Genomic DNA, 25662 nt, shown 5'->3' on the forward strand with positions numbered 1-25662 from the left:
TTGATTTTAGAGTTACGCTGGCTTTATGAGCCGCAAACCTGAAGACCGTGAACCAAGAACCGCTCTTTCGTGGACCGGACGATTGGCCGCCCTGGCCTCGCTGGGTGATGCGAGCAGGCGGCGTCTTTTTGAGTACGTCGCCGGGCAGCCGTCTGCTGTAGGGCGGGACGACGCGGCTGCCGCACTGGACATGCCCCGGTCCACGGCGTCATTCCACCTGGACAAGCTGGTCCGGGACGGGCTGCTCGCCGTCGAGTTCCGCAAGCTCGGCGGAAAGGCCGGACCGGGGTCGGGTCGCCCGGCGAAGCTCTACCGCCCGGCGCTGGAGGAGGTGGGCGCGTCAGTTCCGGAACGGAGCTACGACCTGGCCGGAGAACTGATGGCCACCGCCATTGAATCCTCCATGGCCGGCGGGGGAGGGGTCCGCGAGGCATTGGCCGATGCCTCCTACTCCCGTGGCCGTGCCCTGGGCGGCAGCGGGGCATCGCTGGATGAGGTGCTCGGCAGTATCGGCTACATGCCGGAACAGGACGGCAAGGGCGGAACCATCCTGATGAACTGTCCTTTCCACCGGCTCGCCGACGGACACGCGGACGTGGTGTGTGCCATGAACGGAGCATTGTTGAGTGGTGCCGCAGCTGCCTGCGGGATCCCGGAGGACAAGGTGGTGGAGGACCGGACGGCCGGGCGCTGCTGCGCCCGGATCAGGCCGTGACCGCCGGGGCCCGCCCCCCGGAATCTTGCGGCGTCTAGAATTTAAGCGTGCCTGTTTACCTGGACCATGCCGCCACCACACCCATTGCCCCGGAAGCCCTGGCGGCCCTGACGCGCGAGCTGTCCCGGACCGGGAACCCTTCGTCCCTTCACGGCTCCGGCCGCCGGGCGAGGCGTTCCGTGGAGGACGCGCGGGAAACCCTTGCCGCCGCGGCAGGTGCCCATCCGTCGGAGGTCATCTTCACCTCGGGCGGCACCGAAGCGGACAACCTGGCTGTCAAGGGCCTGTATTGGTCCCGGCTGGCTGAAGACCCGCGCCGGCGGCGGATCCTGTGTTCCGCCGTCGAGCACCACGCCGTGCTGGACACCGTTGAGTGGCTGGAACGCCACGAAGGCGCCGAGGTCTCGTGGCTGCCCGTCGACCATGACGGCGTGCTGGACCTCGAAGCGCTGCAGGCCGAACTGCAGCGTGAACCCGAGTCCATTGCGCTGGTGACGGTCATGTGGGCCAACAATGAGGTGGGGAGCATCCAGCCCGTCGGCCGCGTCGTGGAGCTCGCGCACGCCGCCGGGGTTCCGGTGCATTCGGACGCGGTGCAGGCGTTTGGCTCCGTCCCCGTGGATTTCCGGGCCTCCGGGCTGGATGCCATGGCCATCTCCGGCCACAAGATCGGCGGCCCGGTGGGCGTCGGTGCGCTCATCCTGGGCCGGTCGGTGAAGCTCACGCCGGTGCAGCACGGCGGCGGCCAGGAACGCGGCGTCCGCTCAGGAACGCTCGACACCGCATCCATAGCGGCCTTCGCCGCCGCAGCTGACACGGCCGCAAGAAACCTCGACTCCGAGGCTGCACGGATGTCCGGGCTGCGCGACCGGCTCATCGCGGGGGTCCGCGAAGCAGTTCCGGCGGCGGTGCTGCGCGGACCGGCGGGGGAGGGGCGCCTGCCGGGAAATGCCCATTTCACGTTCCCCGGCTGCGAAGGTGACTCCCTGCTGTTCCTCCTGGACCTGGCCGGCATCGAATCATCGACGGGCTCAGCGTGCACGGCGGGCGTTCCGCGTCCGTCGCACGTCCTGCTCGCCATGGGCATGGACGAGGAGGCGGCGCGCGGTGCTCAGCGCTTCACGCTGGGTCATCCGTCGACGGAAGCGGACGTGGACGCACTCCTCGCGGCCCTGCCCGGCGCCTATGCCCGGGCGCGGCAGGCCGGAATGGCCGGACACGAATCCTCCATCCAGACGGCTGCCACTGTTGCCCGTCAGGTTTCCGGCATCAGCTGATCGAACGCCACGTCCTCGTCGGTAAGCCGCTCGGCAGGCACCTCGGCCCGGGCGGTGATGAGTGCCTTGATGGTCTTCTGGGCGCTGGGCTTGACGGACCTTGGCCAGTTGACGTTCATGCCGGCCACGACCCGGCCGTCCTGCTGCCAGAACGCCACGAACTCCTTGCGTTCCAGCGAGCCGCGGATGACCGGGGCCGCCTTTGCCGCGAGGGACGGGAAGCCCGAATACTCCATGCTGACGTCGAACTGGTCGGTGTAGAAGTAGGGAACCATGTCCAGGGCAACGTCCTGGCCGAGCATGGCCTTGGCCGCCACCTTGCCGCCGTTGAGCGCGTTGGACCAGTGTTCGCTGCGGTGGTGCTCGCCTGTGAACGGATGCAGGGCATTGGCGGCGTCGCCGGCGGCAAAAATGTCCGGCGCGCTGGTGCGCAGTGAAGCGTCGGTGAGGATCCCGTTGCGGACCTCCAGCCCGGCCGCGGAGGCAAGTGCCGTTTCCGGAACCACCCCCACAGCGATGACCACGATGTCTGCCGGAAGGAGCTCTCCGGCGTCGGTCACCACGCCGGTCACCTTCCCGTTGTGTCCGGTGATCTCCCTGGCTGAGGCGGGAAGCCGGAAGCGGACGCCGTTGTCCTCGTGCCGGGTCCGGAAGAAGCTGCCGAGCTCCGGGCCGATCGCCGCGGCGAGCGGAATGTCCTCAAGTCCGAGGAGGGTGACCTGGTTGCCGTAGGTGCTTGCCGCCGCGGCCAGTTCCATCCCGATCCAGCCGGAGCCGATGAGCACGACGTTCCGCCCGCCGGGCGCCAGCCGTTCCCGCAGGCGGCGGCTGTCATCGATCGTGCGGAAGGTGGTGACGCCGTCGTATTCGGCGCCGCCCAGGGGGAGCGTCCGGGGCGTGGCGCCGGGCGCCAGCAGGAGTGCCCCGTACCCCTGGACTGTTCCGTCCGCCAGGCGGACGGTATGTGCCGCCGGATCGACCGACGCCACCGGGCTGCCCAGCCGGAGGTCGACGTCGTTCTCGGCGTACCAGCTCCCCGGCACAACCTCGACGGCGTCCTCCCCGGCCTTGCCGAGCAGGTATTCCTTGGACAGCGGCGGCCGCAGATAGGGAGGATGCGGTTCGGTCCCGGCGATGGTGATGTTCCCGGCGTAGCCTTCGGCGCGGAGGGTGCGGGCCGCCGTTGCTCCGGCCAGCCCGGCGCCGGCGATGACTATGCTTTCAGGGGTCATGGCGCTACTCGATTCGCACGGCAGGCCAATGGCCTGCGTTCTAAAAACATTACTCGTGACTTTAGAAGGGCGGGCCGGAGCCGTCAAGGAAATTTAGGTCCTGATTCCGACGGGCAGTAGAATAGTCCGGCAACCCGTGCGTCATGGGGCCAATCCAACAGAAAGCCATAATGCGAGTTCTAGCAGCCATGAGCGGCGGCGTTGACTCCGCCGTCGCAGCCGCCCGCGCCGTCGAGGCGGGCCACGATGTCGTCGGCGTTCACCTCGCGCTGTCGAGGATGCCGGGCACCCTGCGCACCGGCAGCAGGGGCTGCTGCACCATTGAGGATTCCCGCGACGCCTGGCGGGCCTGCGACGTCCTGGGAATTCCCTACTACGTGTGGGATTTCTCGGAGCGGTTCAAGGAGGATGTGGTCCAGGACTTCATCGACGAGTACGCCGCCGGCCGCACCCCCAACCCCTGCATGCGCTGCAACGAGCGCATCAAATTTGCCGCCCTGCTCGAAAAGGCGATCGCCCTCGGGTTCGATGCCGTCTGCACGGGCCACTACGCCAAGGTCATCGAGGACGCCGACGGAAACCGCGAGCTGCACCGCGCCGCCGACTGGGCCAAGGACCAGAGCTACGTCCTGGGCGTGCTCACCCATGAGCAGCTGAAGCACTCCATGTTCCCGCTTGCGGACACCCCATCCAAGGCGGAGGTGCGCGCGGAGGCCGAACGGCGCGGGCTCTCCGTGGCCAACAAGCCGGACAGCCACGACATCTGCTTCATCCCCGACGGTGACACCGCCGGATGGCTCGCGGAAAAGATCGACATGACCACCGGCGACATCGTGGATGAAACGGGCGTCAAGGTGGGCGAACATGCCGGGGCGAACGCGTTCACCGTCGGTCAGCGCCGGGGTCTGAAGCTCGGCCGTCCGGCGCCGGACGGCAAGCCGAGGTTCGTGCTGGAGATCCGGCCGAAGGAAAACAAGGTGGTGGTGGGGCCCGAGGCCCTGCTGGCCATCGACGAGATCCGCGGCATCAAGGTTTCCTGGGCCGGCCTGCCCATCACCGAGGTTGGCTCCGGCGCCGACTTTGACTGCCATGCCCAGGTCCGCGCGCACGGCGACCCCGTTCCTGCCATAGCGCGGATGGAGCGGGTTGCCGACGAGGCAGGAATCGAGCGGGACAGCCTTGTGGTCACCCTGACGGATCCGCTGCGCGGTGTTTCGCCGGGCCAAACCGTGGTCCTGTACCAGGGCAGCAGGGTCCTCGGCCAGGCGACCATCGACGCTGCGCGATCCCTGCAACGGGCCCAGCTTTGACCGTACTCCGGCTTCCGGAGTGAGGACGGCCGGCGGACTGTTCCGTCGGCCGTTTTTTGTGGCCATTTCCGGGTTTCCGACCGTTCGGTCAGCGGAATGGAAATCCTTCTGGTAAATTTTGTGTCTCAACTCACACGATGCAATGTTTCACCGGGCAACCATCTGGTTGAATCAGAGGCATCAGCGGGCTGCCCGCACACGAGTCGGATCGGGCACCCCGCGCGTACTCATCGAACAGAAAGTTCACAGATGGCAAAGAATCAGAGGGCCTTGCGGAGCGCTATCGCGCTGGCAGGCGTTTCCGCTTTCGCACTCACAGCCTGCACCGGACCGTCCGGAGGCGGCGGCACATCCACCGGCGGCGCCGGCGGAGGCACCATCACCTACGGGACCACGGACAAGGTTGTCACCCTGGACCCCGCCGGTTCCTACGACGCCGGCTCTTTTATGGTGATGAACCAGGTTTATCCCTTCCTCATGAACTCCAAGCCGGGCAGCGCCGACGCTGTTCCGGACATCGCCGAATCGGCGTCGTTCACCAGCCCCACTGAGTACACCGTCAAGCTCAAGCCCGGACTCAAGTTCGCCAACGGCCACGCGCTGACCTCCTCCGACGTGAAGTTCTCGATCGACCGCGTGGTCAAGATCGCCGACCCCAACGGCCCGGCCGCCCTGCTGTCGAACCTGAAGTCCGTGGCGGCCAAGGACGACTCAACCGTGGTCTTCACCCTCAAGGCCGGCAACGACCAGGTCTTCCCCGGCGTGCTGGCCGCCAACTCCGGACCGATCGTCGACGAGGAGGTCTTCCCGGCGGACAAGGTCCTCAGCGACGACGAGATCGTCAAGGGCAAGCCGTTTGCCGGGCCCTACACCATCGAGAGCTACAAGAAGAACGAGCTCGTCAGCCTCAAGGCCAACCCGGACTACCAGGGGCTCCTGGGCAAGCCGGCCAATGACGGCGCCAACATCAAGTACTACGCCGACTCCAACAACCTGAAGCTGGACGTCCAGCAGGGCAACATCGACGTCGCCGGCCGCAGCCTGACGGCCACCGACGCCGCCGACCTTGAGAAGGACTCGAAGGTCAAGGTGCACAAGGGCCCCGGCGGTGAACTCCGCTACATCGTCTTCAACTTCGACACCATGCCGTTCGGTGCCAAGACGGCCGACGCCGACGCCAAGAAGGCGCTCGCCGTACGCCAGGCGATGGCGGACATCGTGGACCGCGAGGCCATCGCCACCCAGGTCTACAAGGGCACCTACCTTCCCGCCTACTCCGTCGTCCCCGACGGCTTCAACGGCGCCATCCAGCCGCTGAAGGAAATGTACGGCGACGGCAACGGCAAGCCCAGCCTGGACAAGGCAAAGAAGGCCTTCTCCGACGCCGGCATCACCGGCACCGTCAACATCAAGCTGCAGTACAACCCGGACCACTACGGCAAGTCCTCGGGCGACGAGTACGCCATGATCAAGGAACAGCTGGAAAAGTCGGGCCTCTTCAAGGTTGACCTCCAGTCCACCGAATGGGTCACCTACTCGAAGGCCCGGACGGCGGATGCCTACCCCGTCTACCAGCTCGGCTGGTTCCCGGACTACTCCGACGCCGACAACTACCTCACGCCGTTCTTCATCCCCGGCAACTTCCTGAAGAACCACTACGAGAACCCCGCCGTCACCGAGCTGGTCACCAAGCAGCTCACCACGGTGGACAAGGCCGAACGCGAGAAGGTGCTGGGCGATGCCCAGACCGCCGTCGCCAAGGACCTCTCCACCCTGCCCCTGCTGCAGGGCGCGCAGCTCATGGTTGCGGGGGCCGACGTCAAGGGCGTGGACCAGACCCTCGACGCCTCGTTCAAGACCCGCCTCGGAGTGATCTCGAAGTAGGGCTCCACCCCAGGTCCTGACCAGCCAAGGAGGCGGGTCGCCTTCCCGGCGTCCCGCCTTCCTGCTGGCCAGTGAACAGCCGATTCCGGGTCCGTTGCGGAACCGGAAACACAGAATCAGGCAGTAATGACAACTCTCATTGAGGCGCCGCCAAGCGACGCCGACGGCCTTTTGCCGACTAAGAAAAAGAAGTCCGGCGGGGGACTGGGCCAATACCTCCTGATCAGGTTCCTCCTGATCTTTCCGACAATTTTCATTCTGGTCACCATGGTGTTCTTCCTCATGAGGATCACGGGCGATCCCATCACGGCCGCGCTGGGCGGCCGGCTGCCCCCGGAGCAGCTGCAGGAACGGATCCACGCGGCCGGCTATGACCGCCCGCTTCCCGTGCAGTATTTCGAATACCTGGGCCAGCTCATCACCGGCAACTTCGGAACCACGCTGTCCGATAACCGCAAGGTCACCGAGATGCTGGTCACGTACGGCTCAGCCACGCTCGAACTGACCATCAATGCGCTGATCGTCGCGCTGCTGGTGGGCATTCCCTTCGGGATGATCGCAGCCCACCGGCGGGACCACCTGCCCGACGCCGTGCTGCGGGTCTTTGCCATCCTCTGCTATGCCACCCCGGTGTTCTTTGCCGGGCTCCTGCTCAAGCTGACCTTCTCCGTCTGGCTTGGCTGGCTCCCCGTGGCGGGCCGGGCGAAGACCTCCACCGAACTGGCGCTCACCGGGCTCCAGGCGCCTACGGGAATCTATTGGCTGGATGCGCTCAGAAGCGGCAACATGGCTGCCCTCGGAGACGTGATGGCGCACGCGGTCCTGCCCGCCGTCGCGCTGGGCCTGCTGACGGCCGGCATCTTCCTCCGGCTGGTGCGCACCAACGTCATTGGAACCCTGGGCCGGGACTACATCGAAGCGGGACGCTCACGGGGTGTCAGCGAATTCCGGCTGGTCACCAAACACGCCTACAAGCCGGCCCTGATCCCCATCATCACCGTGATGGGCCTGCAGATCGCCGTGCTGCTGGGCGGTGCTGTGCTCACCGAGACCACCTTCGAGTGGAAGGGCCTGGGCTTCCAGCTGGCCAACTACCTGACCGCCCGTGACTTCGTGGCCGTCCAGGGCATCGTGGTGCTCCTGGCCGTCATCGTCGCCGTCACCAACTTCATCGTGGACATCGTGGCCGCGCTGATCGATCCCCGCGTGAGGTACTGACATGAGCACTGCCACTCCGGTGGAAACCACCGTGGACCGCAGGGCCCCGCTGCTTAAGCGGCTGCCCGTGATCTCCCATTTCAACAAGAGCGTCGGACTCCAGCGCGGCATGCTCGTCGTCGGACTCGTCCTGACCGGCGTGTTCCTTCTGACCGCCATCTTCGCGCCGCTGCTGGCACCCTACGGATTTTCCCAGCTCTCCGACGCCGACGGCAGCTTCCCCACGCAGCAGCCGCCCGGCGGAAAGCATCTGCTGGGCACCACCGTGGGCGGCTACGATGTCCTGTCCCGGGTCATCTGGGGCTCCCAGACCGCCATCCTCGTGATCGTGGTGGCCGTGGTGCTGTCCATCTTCGCCGGCGTCATGCTCGGCCTGGTGAGCGGATACCTCGGCGGCTGGCTCGACCGCGTGCTCGTGGTGGTGGCGGACGCCGTTTACGCGTTCCCGTCCCTGCTCGTGGCCATCGTCATGGCCATCGTCATCAGCGGCGGCGAGTCAAGCCTCCTTGGCGGGGTGTTCGCCGCGGCGATCTCCATCACCGTGGTGTTCATCCCGCAGTACTTCCGGGTCATCAGGGCGGAGACCATCAGGCTCAAGGCGGAACCCTTCGTCGAGTCGGCGAAGGTCGTGGGTGCCTCCAGTATCCGCATCATGGGACGGCACATCTACCGGAACGCCACCCGCACGCTGCCGCTGATCTTCACCCTGAATGCCTCCGAAGCGATCCTGACCCTCGCGGGCCTGGGCTTCCTGGGCTTCGGCATCGAGCCGTCATCCGCCGCCGAATGGGGCTTCGACCTGAACAAGGCCCTGGCAGACACCACGTCCGGCATCTGGTGGACCGGCGTGTTCCCGGGTCTCGCCATTGTGTGGACGGTGCTTGGCCTCACCCTGGTGGGCGAGAGCATCAACGACCTCAACGATCCCCGCCTCCGCGGCCGCAGGCGCGCCGGGAACAAGGGCGGACCGGACTCGACCCTGGCGGCCCAGGCAGCCATTTCAGCAGATGTGAGAAGCTCATGACCATCAATATCGGATCTGTTTCTGACCGGCACGCGGCCGGCGCCGGGCCGGTGCTGGACATCGACCATCTCAAGGTCACGTTCGCCACCGACGCCGGGGACGTCCACGCCGTCAAGGACGTGAGCCTTGAGGTGAAGGCCGGTGAGGTGCTCGCCATTGTGGGCGAATCCGGCTCCGGCAAGACCGTTACGGCCAAGACCATCCTGGGCCTGCTGCCGGAAACGGCCATCAGCTCCGGTGCCGTGGTGATCAACGGCAGCAACGTCATCAGCGTCTCTCCGGGCAGGCTCCGCCAGATCCGGGGACGGGACGTGGCCATGGTCTTCCAGGAGCCTTCCACGGCACTGAACCCGGTGTTCACCGTCGGCTGGCAGATCGCCGAAGGGATCCTCGCCCATGCGGGACGCGACGGCGGAAAGCGGGTTACCGCGAAGGAGGCGAAAGCCAGGGCCATTGAAGCCCTGCGCAAAGTCGGCATCCCGGACCCGGAAACGCGCGTCAACTACTACCCCCACCAGTTCTCCGGCGGCCAGAAGCAGCGCGTGGTCATCGCCGCCGCGCTCGCCCTGAACCCGGGGCTGATCGTGGCGGACGAGCCCACGACCGCCCTGGACGTCACCGTGCAGGCGGAGATCCTGGAGCTCCTGCGGGATCTGCGGGACAAGTATGGGACGTCCATCGTGCTGATCACGCACAACATGGGCGTGGTGGCCGACCTTGCCGACCGCGTCGTGGTGATGTACCGGGGCGACGTCGTCGAGGAGGCCCCGGCGAAGACCCTCTTCGCCGAGCCGCGGCAGGAGTACACCCGCAGGCTGCTGGCCGCCGTGCCCCACCTGGGCCGGCATTCGGCGTCGGAAGGGATGACTGAACGGGCGCACCAGGACGGCAAGGTCCTGGTGGAGGCGAAGGGCCTCACCATCGAATATCCCGGACGGCTGGGCAGCCCCGCCTTCAAGGCCGTGGACGGCGTCAGCTTCACGGTATCCGAGGGTGAGGTGTTCGGGCTCGTCGGCGAATCGGGATCGGGCAAGACGACCATCGGGCGGGCCATCGCAGGACTCAACCGGACCACCGGCGGAAGCCTGAACGTGCTCGGCTACGAGATGCTGAACTTCAGAGAACGGAGCTTCAAGCCGCTCCGGAAGGAGATCGGGTTCGTCTTCCAGGACCCGGCGGCGTCCTTCAACCCGCAGCTGACCATCGGCGACTGCGTCGCCGAACCACTGGTGATCCACACCAACCCGTCCCCGGCTCAGGCGCGCAAACGCGTCGGTGAGCTGCTGGAGTCAGTCCAGCTGCCGGCGTCGTACGCTGACCGTTTCCCGCATGAGCTCAGCGGCGGGCAGCGCCAGCGCGCCTCACTGGCACGGGCGCTGATCCTGAACCCGAAACTGCTCATCGCAGATGAGCCGACGTCGGCACTGGACGTTTCGGTGCAGGCGAAAGTCCTGGAACTCTTCAAGGAAATCCAGCAGGAGTTCGGCTTCGCGGCGCTGTTCATCAGCCACGACCTCGCAGTGGTGGACATGCTGTCGCACTGGGTGGGCGTGCTGTACAAGGGAAAACTCGTGGAGCAAGGGATTGGCCACCAGGTCATGGGTGCCCCCCAGCATGACTACACGAAGCGCCTCATCGCATCGCTGCCTGTCCCGGATCCCGCCGAGCAGGCCAAGCGCCGGGAGGACCACCGCGCCCTGCTGGGTATCTAGCGCACCAGGGAAACCGCGCGGCAGCCACGCGTCCCCGTCCTCCGCCGAGGACGGGGACGCGTGCCTTTCGGATGGCTACTCAGAGACCACCTTGATGTTGAACACGCTGTCTCCCTGCTTCAGGAAGATCCGCAGCCACATTGGCAGCCACATCTCAAGCCCGCGTGCCGCGTCGAGCGGGCCAAGATCCCTGATGTGTTCGGTCCGCCAGCCGAATTCCCGCAGGAGTCGGGCCACCACGTCCTTGGCCTCCGCGTCATCCCCGGCCATGAAAACATCGTGGTCCCCGCCGGCCAGCCGGTCCGGCGCCACCATGACGTCGGCGCGCATAGTGTTCAGCGCCTTCACCACGCGGACCGTGGGAAACGCCCGCTGGATCGTCTCCGCCAGGCTGTCGGTGTTCGAGATGGAGAGCGACGGCGGAAATCCCGCGGAGTGATCCAGCGGATTGGCCACATCGATGAGCACCTTGCCGGCGAGGTTCGCCGTGCTGGCCGCGGCCAGCACCTCGAGCGATACTGCGCCGGGTGTCGCGTTGATAACAACCTCGGCCTCCGCAGCGGCATCGAAGAAGGTCGCGGCCCTGGCCCGCGGCCCCGCCTCCGTTGCCCACCGCACCGCGGCCTCGTTGGTTGCGGTTCGTGACCCGAGAACGACGTCGTGCCCGGACTCCACGAGTTTTCCCGCCAAAGTCCTGCCCACCACACCGGTACCAAGAACAGCGATCCTCATGTGCATTCTCCTCCATCGGTATGTGCGAACAGTTACATTCTCTGCCAGCATCCTTAACACGGGCAGAGTATCCGGCGCTGCCCATAGACTGGAACCATGACCGAGCTTAACCATGATCTGCCTGACACCGACTCCTACAATCCCGCCGCCAGCTCCCTGGCCGGGCATGTGGATCCTGCGGTGATGGCGGAGCTGCTGTCGATCCGGTCGAGCATCGATAACATTGATGCAACCCTCGTTTACCTCCTGGCGGAGCGGTTCAAGGCGACGCAGAAGGTGGGTTTCCTCAAGGCGGCCCACCGCCTCCCGGCGGGGGACCCCGGGCGTGAAACAGCCCAGATCGCCCGCCTGCGCCGGCTCGCCGAGGACGCGCAGCTTGACCCGGCGTTTGCAGAGAAGTTCCTGAACTTCATCATCGGCGAGGTGATCCGGCACCACGAGGCGATCGCCGAGGACCACAACGCCGCCGGCGCAACGGCCAACGGGACGGCCAGCCCCTCCGCACCGTTCACCGCTTAAGCCGTGCCGGACGCAAAGATCCAGCTGCCGGCCCAGGTAACGGCCACGGCCCTGGGACCCTGGCCGGGCCAGGACCCCTTGGAGGCCACCCGCATCATCCGGGGTGAGCTCGGCAGCCCGCACTTGCCCTTCCTCGCCGAACTGCCCGACCGCGGCGTCGGCGCCGACGCCATTGGACGGACCGCGTCACTCCTGGTGGACCTGGCAGTGGATGTCCAGCCGCATGGCTGGCGCATCGTTGACCGGCCCGGACGCGACATGGTCCGGGCGAGGTCAGCGCTGTCCACCGACATCAACGTTCTGGCCGATATCGCCGGCGAAGAGGACAGCGCGGCCGGCGAGCTCAAGGTCCAGCTGCGGGGCCCCCTCAGCCTTGCGGCGGGACTGCACCTTCACAACGGTGAGCGTGCCCTGATCGACCATGGCGCCCGCCGCGACATCGCTGCCTCCCTGGCCGCCGGGGTTGGCGCGCACCTGGCCAAGGTGGCTGCTGCGGTGCCCGGGGCCAGGCTCGTGGTGCAGCTCGACGAACCGGACATCGCCCCGGTCCTTGCCGGAACCATTCCCACCTCCAGCGGGTACCGCACCCTGCGCTCCGTCCCGGGCCAGGAGGTGCAGGAGCTCTGGCACGTGGTGATCGACGCCCTCCGCGAGGCCGGCGCGGTGGAGGTCGCCATTGCGGTGCCGGAAATCGAGGCCCCGTTCGAGCGGATCCTGTCTGCGGGCGCTGACGGCATTGCCGTTCCGCTCCGGGCGCTGACCACCCGGCAGTGGGAACAGCTCGCGGAGGCAGTAGAAGCAGGCAAGCGGCTTTGGGCCGGAGCGCTGCAGGCCGACGGTCCGGGCGGCGTGCCGAAGGCGTCCGATGTTGTTGAATCCGTCCGGCGTCCGTGGCAGCAGCTCGGACTGCCGCTGGCGGGGCTCGGAACGGTGCGGGTCACGCCGTCGGGCGGCCTCGAAAATCAGTCACCGGCCGCCGCAACGGAAGTCCTTACCCGGCTCACGCAGGTTGCCGACGGCCTGAACCAGCTCGCGCTCGGCTGAGCCAGCTCACTAGGTTCGTCGCTCCCAGCGGTCCGGCCTGGCATAGGCCGGAAGGAAGCCCGCCGAAGATTCCCCGGAGGGATAGGGCTCCAGCCGGTAGTCGAAGTGGCCCGCATACACCAGGACGAGGCCGAGCTGCGGCTGGATCACCTTCACCTGGATCCTGTGCCGTCCGGATTCGCCGGCGGCCGGGTCCCACCACTGCTCCGCGTACGCTTTCGCGTCGAGGGCAGCGGGGAGGGGCAACCGGACCGGGCCAAGGAACAGGCGGGATACTTCGGAGACTCCCCGCAGCCGGCCCCCGGCTGTCACACCGAGGTTGAGGTCAGTGACCAGCCGGCGGTACCGGCCCACATAGTCCACCAGGCGGGCCTGGTTGCCCAGGACCTGGGCGCCGGCGCCGCCGGCCTCCACACTCGTGGTGTCCTGGAAAATCCTGGTGGTCCCGGGGAAGAAGATCTCCCGCCGGGCTGTCAGGCTGGAGCGGCCGAGGGGGTCCAGGTGCGCATGGTTTTCGATCCGGAACGGGACGCCCTCGCCGTACTCCGGGAAGAAGGCCTGCTCGCCTGCGGTCAGCCGCATCAGCGGCCGCAGCCACCGCTGCCTGCAGCCCACCACCTCGAATACGCCCTCGCCGACGCCAAAGGTGCCGGAGCCCGGGGCCAGCGAAAAGTACTCCTGCAGTTCCGGCTGCAGTCTGCGGAAGTCAGCGCCAAGGGCCTGGCGGTAGATCGGATCAGTCATCACAGCCGCCCCGCCGCCTTGAGCCGGATATAGGCGTCGGCCAGTGCCGGTGGCAGCTGATGCGGCTCCGCGTCCACCACCTCCACGCCGAGCTGGCGCAGCTGGACACTCACGGCTTCCCGCTCGAGCAAGGCGCGTTCCGCGGCTGCAGCACGGAACACCTGGGCCGCCGTCGTCCTGTCCTCGAGCATCTCGCCCAGCAGCGGGTCGCGGACCGAAGCCACCACCACGACGTGCTGCCGGGCGAGCCGTGCCGCCATCGGAATGAGCCCTTCCTCCGGCGCGCCGCTGTCCAGCGAGGTCAGCAGGACCACGAGGGAACGGTGCGCCGAAACCGTGCGGACCTGGGCCGGCACCTGTGCCCAGTCCAGCTCGATGAGTTCGGCCTGCAGCGGAGCCATGGCCTGCACCAGCTGGCCCAGCAGATTGCCGCCCGCCGTCGTGCCTGCCCGGGCGCGCATCCTGCGGTCGAAGGCGAAGAAATCGACGCGGTCACCGCCGCGTTCGGCCAGGACGCCCAGCAGCAGCGCGGCCTCCATGCCCGTGTCCAGCCGGGGTTCGTCGTGCACACGCGCGGCGGCGGTCCGGGATGTGTCCAGCATGATCACCACGCGGCGGTCGCGCTCCGGCCGCCAGGTGCGGACGACGACGGCGGACCGTCTCGCCGTCGCCCGCCAGTCGATGGAGCGGACGTCATCACCGCGGACATAGTCGCGCAGGGAGTCGAACTCTGTTCCCGCGCCGCGGATCTGCACAGCCGCCTTGCCGTCGAGCTCCCGCAGGCGGCGCAGTTTTGACGGCAGGTGCCGCCGGGAATTGAAGGGCGGCAGCACCCGCAACGACCCGGGTGCCCGCACCGTTTTCTGGCGGGCGGCCAGCCGGAGCGGCCCGAAGGAGCGGACGGTGACGTGGGGCGCCCTGAGGTCACCCCGCCGGACGGGCCGGAGCCTGACTCTGAGGCGGCGCCGTTCACCGGCGGGAATCTCTGCGGCCTGGACCGGGTCTTCCGCCCCGGCGGATGGCTGCCAGGCGTCACGCACCACGGCCCTGAGCCTGCGCGTGCCGCGGTTATGCAGCGTCAGAACAGAGTGCGCCGTGCCTCCGAGCGTAACGTTGACGGGCGCCGACCTTTCCACCGAGACCTGCTGCAGTGCCGCGGCCAGAAGCACGTCCACCAGGACCAGGGCGCCGAGGACCAGCAGCACGGAAAGCACTGTCAGCCAGCCGGGAAACAGCAGTACCGGCACCAGCCCGGCCGCCGCCAGGAGCACCAGTCGTCCGGAAATCGCCACGAGATCAGCGGGGGACCGGCACGGAGGCCAGGATGCTGCCCAGTACGTCGTCCACCTGGACGCCGTCCATCAGGGCTTCGGGCCGGAGCGCCACACGGTGCCGCAGGCACGGCTGGGCCAGGGCTTTGACGTCATCCGGGGTGACAAAGTTCCGGCCGGACAGCCAGGCCCAGGCCCGAGAAGTGTTCAGCAGCGCGGTGGCACCGCGCGGCGAGACACCAAGCTGGAAGGACGGGGCGGCGCGCGTTGCCCGGACCACGTCCACAATGTAACCGAGCACCTCGGGCGAGACCTCGACGGCGGCCACGGCCCGCCGTGCCCGTTCCAGTTCATCGGCGCCCGCCACCGGGCGGATGCCCGCGGCGGCGAGGTCGCGGGGATCGAAGCCGGCGGCGTGCCTTCGGACCACCTCGATTTCGGCGGCCCGGTCCGGCAGGGGCATGGTTAGCTTGAGGAGGAAGCGGTCCAGCTGGGCCTCGGGCAGCGGGTAGGTGCCCTCGTACTCCACGGGGTTCTGCGTGGCCGCCACGATGAACGGCACGGGCAGCCGGCGCGACACACCGTCCACGGACACCTGGCGTTCCTCCATGGCTTCCAGCAGCGAGGCCTGGGTCTTCGGCGGCGTCCTGTTGATTTCGTCCGCCAGGAGCATGTTGGTGAAAACGGGGCCTTCGCGGAAGCTGAACTCCGAATTGGCGGCGTCGTATACGAGGGACCCCGTGACGTCGCCGGGCATGAGGTCCGGGGTGAACTGCACGCGTTTGGTGTCCAGGCTCAAGGCAGCCGACAGGGCGCGGACCAGCAGCGTCTTGGCCACGCCCGGCACACCTTCCAGCAGTACATGCCCGCGCGACAAGAGAGCGATCAGCATGCCGGTGACGGTGGAATCCTGGCCCACAACAGCCTTGGCCACCTCCCGCCGGACATCAAGCAGGGCCTGCCGGACAGGATCCGGGGAATGGTCTGGCGTGCGCGGAGCGGCCATGGTGCCCACCGGCGCCTCGCCGTAGGTGCCGTGCTGGTGCCCGTTTGGCTGCTGGCTCATCTGGCCTTTACCTCTTTCTCGAGTCGGACAAGGTCCTGGGCCCAGCGGACAAGCTGGGCCTCGGTTGCGGGACGGTGTTGCAGGATCTGCTGGATTTCTGCGGCGTTGCGGTCCAGATGCCGGGCAGCGGCAGCCGCCACGTCAGAGCCGGCGATGTCCGCAAACCCGGCTGCGGTGCCCACCCGGAGGGCTAAGGCAAGCCGGACGATGGTGCCTGCCCGGAGAGTGTCCGCCGCCCGGGCTACGTCGTGGGCCTCGTGGTACAGGCGGGCCCTGCCCTCGGCGGTTTCAGCGGACTTCACCACCACCGGCAGGGGCTCGAAGACCAGCGGGCCCAGGCGGCGTCCGCGCCACAGCACGGCGAACAGGGCCACCACGATGAGCCACGGGGCCACAAACGCCGACCACGCCGGGGCAAGTTCGGCAAGGGTCTTCGGTGCGGGGTTGCCGCCGAGGTCCCCGGGACCCGGCAGGTACCAGACGAGGTGTCCCTGGCTGCCCAGGGTCCGGAGGGTGAGGGCGGCGTTGCCGTTCGAGGCCAGGAACTGGTTGCTGATCACCGCCGTGCTGCCGATGACCACAAGCCTCCCGCTCTCTGCCGTGGCATAAAGGCCCCGGCCGGCGGCACCGGCGCCGTAGCAGACGGTGCCGCCGGTGTAGAGGAAGCCGCCGTCGGCGCTGATGTCGCCGGCGGCCTGGGCATCCTCAACGGCGCATCCGGGCTGCAGGGTCTGCTCAGAGCCGGGGACCACCCCGGCCTGCCGGATGGTGCTGCCGAGGCCGGCCAGCGTGGCCAGGCGCGGCGATACCACCACCAGCCGGTCTGTCTCTGCGAGCAGCCGCCGGAGCCTTTCGGGCGCGAGGAACCCGCGTTGGTCGTAGACCAGCACCGTCGAGCCGGACCCGCTGCTGCCGGCCGCACGCGCTGCTGCCACAGTTTCCTCGAACGACGCCGTCTGTTCGACAGTGACTCCTTGTCCTGCCAGGATCTGGGCTGCTGCCCTGGCGCCCCCGGGACCGGGGTTGCGGATGGACAGCTCCTGGCTGTCGGCCCGTTGCGTCGTCTGGAGAATGAGGATCACCGCAAGGGCGACAGCCATGGCTATGCCGAAGAGCAGCCCCGCCCGGTGCCTGCGGAACCAGCCAGCTCTCCGGCGGGGGGCCGCGACAAGAACACCGCCAGCCGCTTCCGGGCCTGCCGGTTCCGTGCCGGGAAGAGGGATCACCGGGGCACCGCCAGTCCGCCGGGGCCGGCCTCTGCATAGGAGGGCGTGAGCCTTTCCAGGGCAGAGTCCAGCTCAACCAGCGCGGCGTAGTCGGCTGCCACGGCGCTTCCACTGCCGTAGCGGACGGCGTCGAACATGCGGGCGGCGGCGTCGAGTTTGTCGCTGGCTGCCGGGAACGCGCGCGTGAGCTGCCCGGCAGCCTCGTCGGCTGTCCGGCCGGGCTGGGGGTCCAAAACGGCCCGGTCCTCGGCAGAACTCACCAGTGCGCGGAACTGCTCGACGACGGCGGCCACCCAGTCGCCGCGGGCGGCTGCCGTTTTCGCGCGCTCGCGGTAGTCCGCTGCCGTGGCGGCGGTCTCGCTGTCGAAGATTTCCTTCGGTGCGCGGCGGCGGGCATTCAGCCGGGGCCGTGCCAGGATGATGGCCACGCCTATCAGGATGGCGATGCCCAGGCCGATGAAGGGCGCCACCGAAGGTCCATCGGCCGGCGACTGTCCATCGGTCACCGACTGCAGCCAGTCGAGGAACTGCTGCCAGAGGGTTTCCAGCCAGCCGGGGGCCGCGTCCCGGTACTCGCGTTTGGAGAGCTCCTCCACGGCCCAGCGGCGCGCCTCTTCCCGGTCAGGCCGTACCGGCGGTTCCAGGGTTGGCTGCAGCAGCACCGTCGCGTGCCGCAGGATCGGGACGAGGCCGACGGCGATCATCCCGGCATCGTTGGCGGGCCCGGGGGCGGCGGCCAGCCTGCTGAATTTCCGTAAGGTCCCGGTTGCTGCGGCCCGGGCTGGTAGGGGCCCTGTTGGTGATGCCCGTGCTGGTAAGGCCAGGGCTGGCTGGGGCCCGCGCTGTTCCGGCCAGCGCTGTAGACGGGCACGCCCCGGCCGGGGATGCCGCCGTCGTCGTTTCCGGTTTCCAGCAGCCGGAGCAGCGCGATATCCAAGCCGTCGTTGCGCATCCGCAAATCCATGTAAAGCAGGGCCATGACCGACGTCTGGAAGGCGAACGCCACCGCCCCGACGGCGGCGGAAACGACAGCCGTGGCCACACCGGCCACTGCCTGCAGGGTGGCCGTCTGGCTGGCCGGGTCCTGGGGGCCGGCGACGGTGGTCAGCAGCCCGGAGAGCAGGGTGACCGGGATGAGGATGATCTGGCCGATGATGCCCGCGAGGAGCGACACGACGAGGACAATGCCGAGGACGCGCCACCAGCTTCCCCGGGTGACCGCCCAGGAGCGCCGGATGCCGTCCAGCGCTCCCAAATCCTCGACGACGATGACCGCGGGCGCGACCGTCAGCTTGACGGACACCCAGATCATGGCCGCAATAAAGGCCAGAAACAGCGGAAGCACGATGACCAGCGACCCTGTGCCCATCGAATTGGCCAGCAGCGCGGTGGCCACGGCGATGAGGGCCACACCCAGCAGCGCCGCTGCCATCCCGATCCCGGCCAGGCGGACCAGCGCCCAGGCGCGGCTGCGTGCCAGCAGCCACATCTGCCGGAACCCGGTGTGTCGGTTGAGGATGGATCTGGCCACGGGGACCACCATGGCCCCCTGCATCACCACGGAGATGAACACGGACACCAGTCCGACGAGGATGAAGGCGCCCGCCACACCTGCGACGATGCCGGTCATCTCGGATGTGCTGAGGTTGCCCAGCCAGGCCTCCGCGGAAGCATCGGAGGCCGGGGTAACTATCGGGACAACGGCGGTGATCACAGCACCCAGCGCCTGGGCCAGCAGGCCTGCGCCAAGCATCGCTTTGGGATTCCGCCGGATCGTCTGGAAGGCCCCGTCCATGATTTCGCCGTACATCAGCGGCCGCAGCGGCACCACGCCCGGTTTCGGCGGGGCCGCGTACATGGGGTAGGGAACGGCAGAGTACGGCCCGGCACCCCACCGGTGCGGAGGCCCGTAGGGCTGTTGTGCACCTGACGGGTATGGCCCGGGCTGCGGGCTGCCCCACTGCGGGGGTGCGCCCCAGGGCTGCTGCGGTGGTGCCCACGGGTTGTGGGGCCGGGAGGTGATGTCGGAGGAGGAGGGTTCCGGCGGGCGGTATTCAGGCGGCCGGTGGTCAGGTAGCCGGTGTCCGGACGGCGGGTGCTGCGGATCCTGCTCTGACAACCTGTTCCTCCCCAAGGTGCGCACCGGCCAACGGCCGGGCACCTCCAGACTATAGTTCCGCCGTCGGGCATCCTAGCTTCCGGGCCCGTTAGCGCCCGGGACGGACCGCCGGCTGCGGTGTGCGCTGCCCCGGCACGCGCCCCGCCGAAAACTCCGTCAATAAGACAAAGCAAGGGCAATAAGGGAATATATAACTATGAAGGCACGCATTCTGGTGGTTGATGATGACGAGGCGCTCGCAGAAATGATCGGCATTGTCCTGCGCAACGACGGCTTTGAGCCCGTCTTTTGCGCGGACGGCGGACAGGCTCTGGACGTGTTTCGCTCGTCAAAGCCGGATCTCGTGCTCCTGGACCTGATGCTGCCGGGCACGGACGGCATCGAGGTATGCCGGCAGATCCGCTCCGAATCAGACGTTCCCATCGTCATGCTGACGGCCAAGTCGGACACCTCCGATGTGGTCAGGGGACTGGAATCAGGTGCCGACGACTACGTCCCCAAGCCCTTCAAGCCGGCGGAACTCGTTGCCCGGGTGCGGGCGCGCCTGCGCCCAGGCGACCAGAAGGCACCCGAGACGCTGCGCATCGCAGATATCACCATCGACGTCGCCGGCCACCTCGTGAGCCGCGGCGACGAGCGGATTTCGCTGACCCCCCTCGAGTTCGATCTCCTGGTGGCCCTGGCGCGCAAGCCCTGGCAGGTTTTCACCCGTGAGCTGCTCCTGGAGCAGGTCTGGGGTTACCGCCACGCGGCTGACACCCGGCTGGTCAATGTCCATGTCCAGCGACTGAGGTCAAAGATTGAACGTGATCCGGAAGCTCCGGAAGTTGTATTGACGGTTCGTGGTGTCGGCTACAAAGCAGGGTCCTGAACCGCAGGGCCAGAATCCCCCTGAAGCGCCCGCGGGATCCGGTCCCGAAACCCACGGCAGCGCTCCCGTGGCGGAGCATGCCCGGGATACTTCACGCAAACCCGGTCCCCGTCCGGTCCCGGAGCACACCGACGCCTTTGGCGCCGGGCTCGCGAGGCTGCCCTCGCAGGCCCGGATCTGGCGGCGCCGCGCCCTGATCGTCGTGCTGCGGGTGGCGCGCCTGGTGCGTGCCGGTGTCGACCGGATTTTTCCCGGCATCCGGTATCTGCTGCATTCCCTGCAGCGGCGGTGGCGCCGGTCGCTGCAGTTCCGCACGGTCCTGACCACCCTGCTGCTGTCCATCAGCTCGTTCGCGATCGTCGGCGCTTATCTGTCCAACCAGATCGCCAACAACCTGTTCCAGGAACGGCTGACGCAGGCGGAGTCCGAGACCCGCTACAACGTCAAGCAGGTGCAGGACACGTTCGACGGCGCCCAGGTCACCGACCAGTCCAGCGTGATCACCCTCGTCTATGACACCCTGAACGCGGTGGAGGGCAAGGGCTCGGTAATCCAGCGCCGTTACGTGTTTGAGGCGATGCCGGAGCAGACCAAGCCCCGTAACCGGTGGGTGGAATCGCGGGCATCCGACCAATTGACCATCAGCGTCATCCCGCCCGACCTCCGGAAGGCCGTCCAGGATTCCGGCAAGGAACAGTTCTGGGCTTCCACCGAATTCCCCGTAGGGACCGAGGACCGGCCTGGGATCGCCGTCGGCAACAAGGTGACGTTCAACGGCACTGTGTATGAGCTCTATTTGATCTACGACCTCAACACCGCACAGCAGACCCTCAACGAAATCCAAAACGTCCTCTGGGCCGGCGGCGCTGCGCTGATCCTCATGATTGGCGCGATCGCCTGGTATGTCACCCGCAACGTGGTGAGCCCCGTCAGCCATGCCGCGGTGGTGTCGGAAAAGCTGGCGGCAGGCCAGCTGCAGGAACGCATGGTGGTCAAGGGCGAGGACGAGGTGGCCCGGCTCGGGGCGTCGTTCAACCACATGGCCGCGAGCCTGCAGGAGCAGATCACCCAGCTGGCCACGCTGTCCCAGATGCAGCAGCGCTTCGTGTCCGACGTCTCCCATGAGCTCCGCACGCCGCTGACCACTGTGCGGATGGCCGCCGAGGTGCTGTACGACGCCCGCAACGATTTCGACCCCATTAACAAGAGGTCGGCCGAACTGCTCTACAACCAGGTGGAGAGGTTCCAGTCATTGCTGGCGGACCTGCTCGAAATTTCCCGGTTCGACGCCGGCGTCGCCATGCTCGACGCCGACGCGACGGACATCGTCCAGCTCATTTCGCATGTAATGGAGGGCGCGGCCCCCGTCGCCGAAGAATACGGTTCGAAGATGATGCTGAATGCGCCGGAGGGCAGCGTTGTGGTGGAAATGGATTCCCGGCGCATTGACCGGATCCTGCGGAACCTGATCCTGAACGCCCTGGAACACGGCGAAGGCCGGCCCGTCAATATCGCCGTCGCCTCCAACGCGGACGCCGTTGCCGTCACCGTGCGGGACCACGGAATCGGCATGAGTCCGGCCGAGGCGGCACGGGTGTTCGACCGTTTCTGGCGCGCCGACCCCGCCCGGGCCCGCACCACCGGCGGCAGCGGCCTGGGCCTGTCCATTGCCACTGAAGACACCAAACTGCACAACGGCTGGCTGCAGGCCTGGGGAAATACCGGCGTCGGTTCCAGCTTCCGGCTCACGCTGCCTCTTAGACAGGGCGGCACCATCACAAAGTCGCCGCTGCCGCTCGAACCTGCGGACGTGGGCCTCGGCACGCCCGGGGACCACAGTGTCCTTGTCCTGGGGCCGGGCGCCACCGCTGCGCCCGGGGACTTCGCGGCCGGAGATTTTGTGCCCCATGATTCTGCCGCCGCGGGCCCTGCTACCGCGAGCCCGGCTACCGGGGGCCCGGCGGACGCCGGGAACTCCGGTGGCGGCGTTTCGCAGGCCGGGGAAGCCGAGAATGCCGCGGCCGTCCGGCCGGGAACACCTGAGGCAGCGCGCACGGGGGAGCGCCCGTGAGCCGGGTGCGCCCGGCGGCCCGCAGACTGGCCGCTGGGCTGCTGGCCGTCGTTCTGCTGTTCCTGGCATCGTGCGCCCAGATTCCGCGTTCCGGCCCCGTTGGAAAGAGCACCGACGAAAGCGCAGGAAATCCCAACGCGCCGGTGTTCTTTCCCGTCGCCCCGCGCACCGGGTCCAGCCCCGAAGCGGTCATTGAGGACTTCTACCTGGCAGGCAGCGGGTACGAGGATGACTACGCCGTGGCACGGCAGTACCTCACGCAGGCGTCCTCGGTGGCCTGGAAGCCTGACCAGCGGACGCTGGTGTTCCGCTCCGAGCGCGTGGTGAAGACCGGCGTCGAAGGCGTCTACAACTACGAACTGGACGTCGCATACTCAGTGGATTCCGACGGCGTGGCCACCCAGATGCCGGAAGGAACCAAGGAAAACATCCCCGTGACTTTGGTACAGGTTGACGGCGAATGGCGCATTTCCAAGATCCCCGATGGCACCGCCATCCCCGAGGAAACCTTCAAGGTCATCTACGGCGCCTACCCCATCTACTTCTATGACCCCAGCTTCACTTACGCCGTCCCGGATGTCCGCTGGTTCATTAAAAAGAAGACAGTTAAATCCATGACGAGCGCCCTGCTCGGCGGGCCCGCCCCGTACCTGAAGGGCGCCGTCGTCAGCGCGTTCCCGTCCGGAATGAAACTTGCCAGGGAGTCTGTGCCCGTCGTCTCGGGTGCAGCCCAGGTCGATCTGTCGGCGAAGGAGCTGACCGACGCGTCCACCGAGGACCGGCTCCGGATGCAGACGCAGCTGGCCCTTACATTCCGTAGCCAGCCGGACGTTATCAACGTGGAGCTGCGGGCCAACCAGGACCTCGTCCGGGTGGAGGACAACGGCTCGGTGCTGCCGCCGGTCCAGAACAGGAACGTGCCCGCGCGCCAGATCGCCGTCAGCAACAACGAGCTGGTGCGGTACGAGAACAACAGGGTGTCACCGCTGCCCGACATGCAGCCGGTGGCCTTGCTGAAACCTCGCTCGCCTGCCGAGTCGCCCGTCTCGCAGACGGTGGCCTTCCTGAACGGCAGCCGCAGCACCCTCTATTCGATGGTGCCCGGCCAGCCGGCGCGCGCCCTGACCACCCGCAGCACGCTGACGCACCCGACGTTCAGCCTGCACGACTGGCTGTGGACCGCGGGGCCGGGGGCGCAGGGCATCACGGAGGTGACCGCCTTCCGTCCCACGGGAATCGCCCAGGGGGCGCGGGTTCCTTCCGTGACGCTGACGCCGTCCTGGCTGGCCGGCCGCACGGTCAAGGACTTCCGGGTGTCCCGGGAAGGTGTACGGGCTCTGGTGATCTCCGAACAGAACGGCACTACACGGGTGCAGGTGACCGGGATCATCCGCGGTGCTGACGGCACTCCCAAGGAACTGACGGCGCCCACTACTCTGCAGGCCAGCGGCAACCCGGACCAGGGAGTGTGGGTGAACGACACCACGGCGGTGGTCATGAAGGGTGACGCCACGGCGAACGTGACTCCCGAACTGCTGTCCCTCTCCTCGTCCCAGCCGCAGAAACTTGCCCCGTGGCCGGGGCTGGTTGCCCTCAGCGCCGGCAACGGCCCCGAGGAGATCTATGCGCAGTCCAGGGACGGCGTCTTCCAGAGGCTCGGCAATGGCTGGTCGGCACAGCTCCGGGGACCCACGGACCCGTCCTTCCCCGGCTGACCTGCACTGGGTTTTGGCCGACTTTTCCACATGGACACTGCTCGCTCTTTTGCGGGCCGAATCCATCGCTGCACCCTTAAAGCGTGGGGAGCCATCGGACGGGAGAGGGGCAGAGGACCTCGGCAGATCCTGACCTGCTGGTTCAGCCGCTATGGCATGCCCGCCACCGCGGGGAGCACCGGCAGCCTCTCCTGCAGGCCTGGGACCTGCTGGCGGGGGCCGCTGCCGACGTCGTGGCCCTCGCGCTGCCCGTGGAATGCGTCTGCTGCGGCAAGGAGGACCTGGCGCTATGTGCCGGCTGCGAACGCAGGCTCCGGATGCTCACCCGCCATCCCTTCCGGGCGGAGACGGGGGCGCCTGCGCTGATGGATACCGACGGGTCGGTGATCCTTCCTGTGGTTGCGGCGGGCATCTACCGTGAGGAGCTCTCACAGTCCATTCTGGCCTTCAAACGCCACGGCCAGGGTCAACTGCGGCGGGTGCTGTCGAAGGTCCTCGCCCACACGCTTTCGGCGGCACATGCCGGAGCGGACGGCATGGTCCTCGTTCCGGTCCCCACCAGCGGCAGCGCGTACCGGAAACGTGGTTTCAGCCCCGTTCACCTGCTGCTGGCCGGCGTCGGGCGTGGCCGCAACGACCCCCGAACGGAATGCAATGATGCCCTGCGCAAGGTTCGCAGCCCCGGAGCCGGAGCAGGACTGACCGGAGGGCAAAAAGGACTCGGCAGGGGAGACAGGTCCCGACGGGTCCGCGGTTCCATGCGCACCACGCGGGGAGCCCGTGGACGCTCGCTGCGGGGGAGGCAGTGCATCATCATCGACGACGTCCTTACCACCGGCGCCACCCTGGCGGAAGCGGCCCGGGCCATCCACGAAGCCGGCGGAATCGTCCGCGGCGCCTTGGTCCTTGCCGCCACCCGCGCACCGGATGCGGCGGCCGCCCCGGCGCAGTCGCGGCGCCCTGGGGACGGGCTGGGGGATAGCTGGGACATAGAAAAAAATAAACTGCGAAAGGATGAATAACTGGTTGCTATGAACTAACGTCGGATATGGGTACCAAGATCAGTTGTACCTTTCGATAGCGGCTCGGAAAGGGGCTCGACTGTCAATCAGCTCGTCCCCCGGAAGTGCCGCCGTCGTGTCACCGAAGTCATTTGGAGGGCACCATGGAGTTCATGATCAGCGGACGGAATCTGACGGTCTCGGACCGCTTCCGCGAATACGCCGGCGAGAAGATCTCAAAGATCGAATCGCTTGGGGACAAGGTCCAGAGGGTCGACGCGAAGGTTTCAAAGGAAACAAACGCGCGGCAGACCGGTGACCAGCTCACGGTTGAAGTGACAGTCCTGGGCCGCGGCCCCGTGATCCGTGCCGAAGCAAGCGCCGCAGATAAGTTCGCCGCGTTCGACCTCGCCTACAACAAGCTGCTTGAGCGGCTGCGCAGGGCCAAGGACCGCAAGAAGGTCCACCACGGGCGGCACACGCCCAAGGCAGTACGCGAGGCAACTGCAACACTGGAGCCCGCAAGCTCCAACCAGCCGATCTACGTCGAAGCGGGCAATAGCACCCAGGCCGCTCCGGAACCGGCTGACAAATCGCCGTACGACGTCGACAACGACATCCCTGCCGGCGACTCGCCGGTACTGATTCGGCGCAAAGTATTCCCGGCCGCGTCCCTCACCCTTGACGACGCCGTGGACAATATGGAACTTATCGGTCACGACTTTTACCTTTTCGTGGACAAGGCCACGAGTGCACCATCGGTTGTGTACCGCCGCCGCGGCTGGACCTACGGGGTTATCACCCTCGACCATTACTGCGAACCCGGCGAGAACACGCACGAGGAGAAAATCCTTGCGTACCGCTCGGATGATGCAGCCGCAACTGCATAAGATGGAGCCCAGACAACGAAA

General features: G+C 67.4%; 22 protein-coding genes. 14 read left to right on the forward strand and 8 right to left on the reverse strand.

Annotation, left to right across the window (positions count from 1 at the left end):
- The first annotated feature begins 25 nt into the window (after positions 1–25).
- Together ACFVTE_RS05090 and ACFVTE_RS05095 are read left to right on the forward strand one after the other, a co-directional pair.
- Positions 26–715, forward strand: a complete 690-nt coding sequence (locus ACFVTE_RS05090) for a helix-turn-helix transcriptional regulator (protein ID WP_387097728.1) — start codon at positions 26–28, stop codon at positions 713–715.
- Positions 716–762: 47 nt separating this feature from the next.
- The gene (locus ACFVTE_RS05095) at positions 763–1992 is read left to right on the forward strand and encodes a cysteine desulfurase family protein (protein WP_387097731.1); all 1230 of its coding nucleotides are present in this window, start codon (positions 763–765) and stop codon (positions 1990–1992) included.
- Here ACFVTE_RS05095 and ACFVTE_RS05100 read toward each other — a convergent pair.
- Positions 1971–3224, reverse strand: coding sequence for an NAD(P)/FAD-dependent oxidoreductase (locus ACFVTE_RS05100; protein WP_387097734.1), 1254 nt, complete (start codon positions 3222–3224; stop codon positions 1971–1973). The two genes, ACFVTE_RS05095 and ACFVTE_RS05100, sit on opposite strands and share 22 nt — an antisense overlap.
- A 170-nt stretch (positions 3225–3394) precedes the next feature.
- Here ACFVTE_RS05100 and mnmA point away from each other — a divergent pair, with 170 nt between their 5' ends.
- The 5 genes from mnmA (at position 3395) to ACFVTE_RS05125 (ending at position 10372) form a co-directional block, all read left to right on the forward strand.
- Positions 3395–4534, forward strand: a complete 1140-nt coding sequence (mnmA, locus tag ACFVTE_RS05105) for a tRNA 2-thiouridine(34) synthase MnmA (RefSeq protein ID WP_387097737.1) — start codon at positions 3395–3397, stop codon at positions 4532–4534.
- Positions 4535–4783: 249 nt separating this feature from the next.
- Positions 4784–6418 carry an ABC transporter substrate-binding protein gene (locus ACFVTE_RS05110; RefSeq protein WP_387097740.1) on the forward strand — a complete coding sequence of 545 codons (1635 nt, stop codon included), beginning with the start codon at positions 4784–4786 and terminating at the stop codon, positions 6416–6418.
- Positions 6419–6544: 126 nt separating this feature from the next.
- On the forward strand, positions 6545–7636 hold the full coding sequence (locus tag ACFVTE_RS05115; RefSeq protein WP_387097743.1) for an ABC transporter permease: 1092 nt from the start codon (positions 6545–6547) through the stop codon (positions 7634–7636).
- Between the two features lies 1 nt (position 7637).
- Complete coding sequence (locus ACFVTE_RS05120) at positions 7638–8660, forward strand: ABC transporter permease (protein WP_387097746.1); 1023 nt, start codon at positions 7638–7640, stop codon at positions 8658–8660.
- Complete coding sequence (locus ACFVTE_RS05125; protein WP_387097749.1) at positions 8657–10372, forward strand: ABC transporter ATP-binding protein; 1716 nt, start codon at positions 8657–8659, stop codon at positions 10370–10372. Before ACFVTE_RS05120 ends, ACFVTE_RS05125 begins: the two co-directional genes overlap by 4 nt.
- A 75-nt stretch (positions 10373–10447) precedes the next feature.
- Here ACFVTE_RS05125 and ACFVTE_RS05130 read toward each other — a convergent pair whose 3' ends face one another.
- Entirely contained in the window at positions 10448–11104 is a 657-nt protein-coding gene (locus ACFVTE_RS05130; protein ID WP_387097752.1) for an NADPH-dependent F420 reductase, read from the reverse strand.
- A gap of 96 nt (positions 11105–11200) precedes the next feature.
- On the opposite strand from ACFVTE_RS05130, the gene ACFVTE_RS05135 reads away from it, so the two are divergent.
- Both ACFVTE_RS05135 and ACFVTE_RS05140 read left to right on the forward strand, forming a co-directional pair.
- Entirely contained in the window at positions 11201–11623 is a 423-nt protein-coding gene (locus tag ACFVTE_RS05135) for a chorismate mutase (RefSeq protein ID WP_387097755.1), read from the forward strand.
- 3 nt (positions 11624–11626) lie between these two features.
- A complete protein-coding gene (locus ACFVTE_RS05140; RefSeq protein WP_387097758.1) occupies positions 11627–12667 on the forward strand; it encodes a hypothetical protein in 1041 nt (346 codons plus the stop codon).
- Positions 12668–12676: 9 nt separating this feature from the next.
- Here the strand turns inward: ACFVTE_RS05140 and ACFVTE_RS05145 are convergent, their stop codons facing one another.
- The 6 genes from ACFVTE_RS05145 to ACFVTE_RS05170 all read right to left on the reverse strand — a co-directional run bounded on the left by ACFVTE_RS05145 (position 12677) and on the right by ACFVTE_RS05170 (position 19093).
- Positions 12677–13411: a DUF4166 domain-containing protein gene (locus tag ACFVTE_RS05145; RefSeq protein WP_387097761.1), complete on the reverse strand. Its 735-nt coding sequence runs from the start codon at positions 13409–13411 to the stop codon at positions 12677–12679.
- Positions 13411–14703 carry a DUF58 domain-containing protein gene (locus tag ACFVTE_RS05150; RefSeq protein ID WP_387097764.1) on the reverse strand — a complete coding sequence of 431 codons (1293 nt, stop codon included), beginning with the start codon at positions 14701–14703 and terminating at the stop codon, positions 13411–13413. Before ACFVTE_RS05150 ends, ACFVTE_RS05145 begins: the two co-directional genes overlap by 1 nt.
- 4 nt (positions 14704–14707) lie before the next feature.
- Positions 14708–15688 carry an AAA family ATPase gene (locus ACFVTE_RS05155; RefSeq protein WP_387098328.1) on the reverse strand — a complete coding sequence of 327 codons (981 nt, stop codon included), beginning with the start codon at positions 15686–15688 and terminating at the stop codon, positions 14708–14710.
- Between the two features lie 56 nt (positions 15689–15744).
- Positions 15745–16848 (reverse strand): DUF4350 domain-containing protein, encoded by a 1104-nt coding sequence (locus ACFVTE_RS05160; protein WP_387097767.1) that lies wholly within the window; start codon positions 16846–16848, stop codon positions 15745–15747.
- Positions 16849–16970: 122 nt separating this feature from the next.
- Positions 16971–17678, reverse strand: coding sequence for a DUF4129 domain-containing protein (locus tag ACFVTE_RS05165; RefSeq protein ID WP_387097770.1), 708 nt, complete (start codon positions 17676–17678; stop codon positions 16971–16973).
- A complete protein-coding gene (locus tag ACFVTE_RS05170; protein WP_387097773.1) occupies positions 17675–19093 on the reverse strand; it encodes a hypothetical protein in 1419 nt (472 codons plus the stop codon). Before ACFVTE_RS05170 ends, ACFVTE_RS05165 begins: the two co-directional genes overlap by 4 nt.
- A gap of 196 nt (positions 19094–19289) precedes the next feature.
- On the opposite strand from ACFVTE_RS05170, the gene mtrA reads away from it, so the two are divergent.
- The 5 genes from mtrA to hpf all read left to right on the forward strand — a co-directional run bounded on the left by mtrA (position 19290) and on the right by hpf (position 25641).
- A complete protein-coding gene (mtrA, locus tag ACFVTE_RS05175) occupies positions 19290–19964 on the forward strand; it encodes an MtrAB system response regulator MtrA (RefSeq protein ID WP_387097776.1) in 675 nt (224 codons plus the stop codon).
- On the forward strand, positions 19936–22035 hold the full coding sequence (gene mtrB / locus ACFVTE_RS05180; protein ID WP_387097781.1) for an MtrAB system histidine kinase MtrB: 2100 nt from the start codon (positions 19936–19938) through the stop codon (positions 22033–22035). Before mtrA ends, mtrB begins: the two co-directional genes overlap by 29 nt.
- A gap of 5 nt (positions 22036–22040) precedes the next feature.
- Positions 22041–23750: an LpqB family beta-propeller domain-containing protein gene (locus ACFVTE_RS05185; protein WP_387098330.1), complete on the forward strand. Its 1710-nt coding sequence runs from the start codon at positions 22041–22043 to the stop codon at positions 23748–23750.
- A gap of 83 nt (positions 23751–23833) precedes the next feature.
- Complete coding sequence (locus ACFVTE_RS05190; RefSeq protein ID WP_387097784.1) at positions 23834–24772, forward strand: ComF family protein; 939 nt, start codon at positions 23834–23836, stop codon at positions 24770–24772.
- 143 nt (positions 24773–24915) lie between these two features.
- Entirely contained in the window at positions 24916–25641 is a 726-nt protein-coding gene (gene hpf / locus ACFVTE_RS05195) for a ribosome hibernation-promoting factor, HPF/YfiA family (protein ID WP_387097787.1), read from the forward strand.
- Positions 25642–25662: the final 21 nt, after the last annotated feature.

It is taken from the genome of Arthrobacter sp. NPDC058097, from assembly GCF_042884885.1.
Taxonomy (GTDB): Bacteria; Actinomycetota; Actinomycetes; order Actinomycetales; family Micrococcaceae; genus Arthrobacter.

Excerpts from the sequence above, each read along its gene's own strand:
- ACFVTE_RS05090 (WP_387097728.1), top strand. The coding sequence starts at position 26 with ATGAGCCGCAAACCTGAAGACCGTGAACCAAGAACCGCTCTTTCGTGG.
- ACFVTE_RS05100 (WP_387097734.1), bottom strand. The coding sequence starts at position 3,224 with ATGACCCCTGAAAGCATAGTCATCGCCGGCGCCGGGCTGGCCGGAGCA.
- mnmA (WP_387097737.1), top strand. The coding sequence starts at position 3,395 with ATGCGAGTTCTAGCAGCCATGAGCGGCGGCGTTGACTCCGCCGTCGCA.
- ACFVTE_RS05110 (WP_387097740.1), top strand. The coding sequence starts at position 4,784 with ATGGCAAAGAATCAGAGGGCCTTGCGGAGCGCTATCGCGCTGGCAGGC.
- ACFVTE_RS05115 (WP_387097743.1), top strand. The coding sequence starts at position 6,545 with ATGACAACTCTCATTGAGGCGCCGCCAAGCGACGCCGACGGCCTTTTG.
- ACFVTE_RS05120 (WP_387097746.1), top strand. The coding sequence starts at position 7,638 with ATGAGCACTGCCACTCCGGTGGAAACCACCGTGGACCGCAGGGCCCCG.
- ACFVTE_RS05125 (WP_387097749.1), top strand. The coding sequence starts at position 8,657 with ATGACCATCAATATCGGATCTGTTTCTGACCGGCACGCGGCCGGCGCC.
- ACFVTE_RS05130 (WP_387097752.1), bottom strand. The coding sequence starts at position 11,104 with ATGAGGATCGCTGTTCTTGGTACCGGTGTGGTGGGCAGGACTTTGGCG.
- ACFVTE_RS05135 (WP_387097755.1), top strand. The coding sequence starts at position 11,201 with ATGACCGAGCTTAACCATGATCTGCCTGACACCGACTCCTACAATCCC.
- ACFVTE_RS05145 (WP_387097761.1), bottom strand. The coding sequence starts at position 13,411 with ATGACTGATCCGATCTACCGCCAGGCCCTTGGCGCTGACTTCCGCAGA.
- ACFVTE_RS05155 (WP_387098328.1), bottom strand. The coding sequence starts at position 15,688 with ATGGCCGCTCCGCGCACGCCAGACCATTCCCCGGATCCTGTCCGGCAG.
- ACFVTE_RS05160 (WP_387097767.1), bottom strand. The coding sequence starts at position 16,848 with ATGGCTGTCGCCCTTGCGGTGATCCTCATTCTCCAGACGACGCAACGG.
- ACFVTE_RS05165 (WP_387097770.1), bottom strand. The coding sequence starts at position 17,678 with ATGATCGCCGTCGGCCTCGTCCCGATCCTGCGGCACGCGACGGTGCTG.
- mtrA (WP_387097776.1), top strand. The coding sequence starts at position 19,290 with ATGAAGGCACGCATTCTGGTGGTTGATGATGACGAGGCGCTCGCAGAA.
- hpf (WP_387097787.1), top strand. The coding sequence starts at position 24,916 with ATGGAGTTCATGATCAGCGGACGGAATCTGACGGTCTCGGACCGCTTC.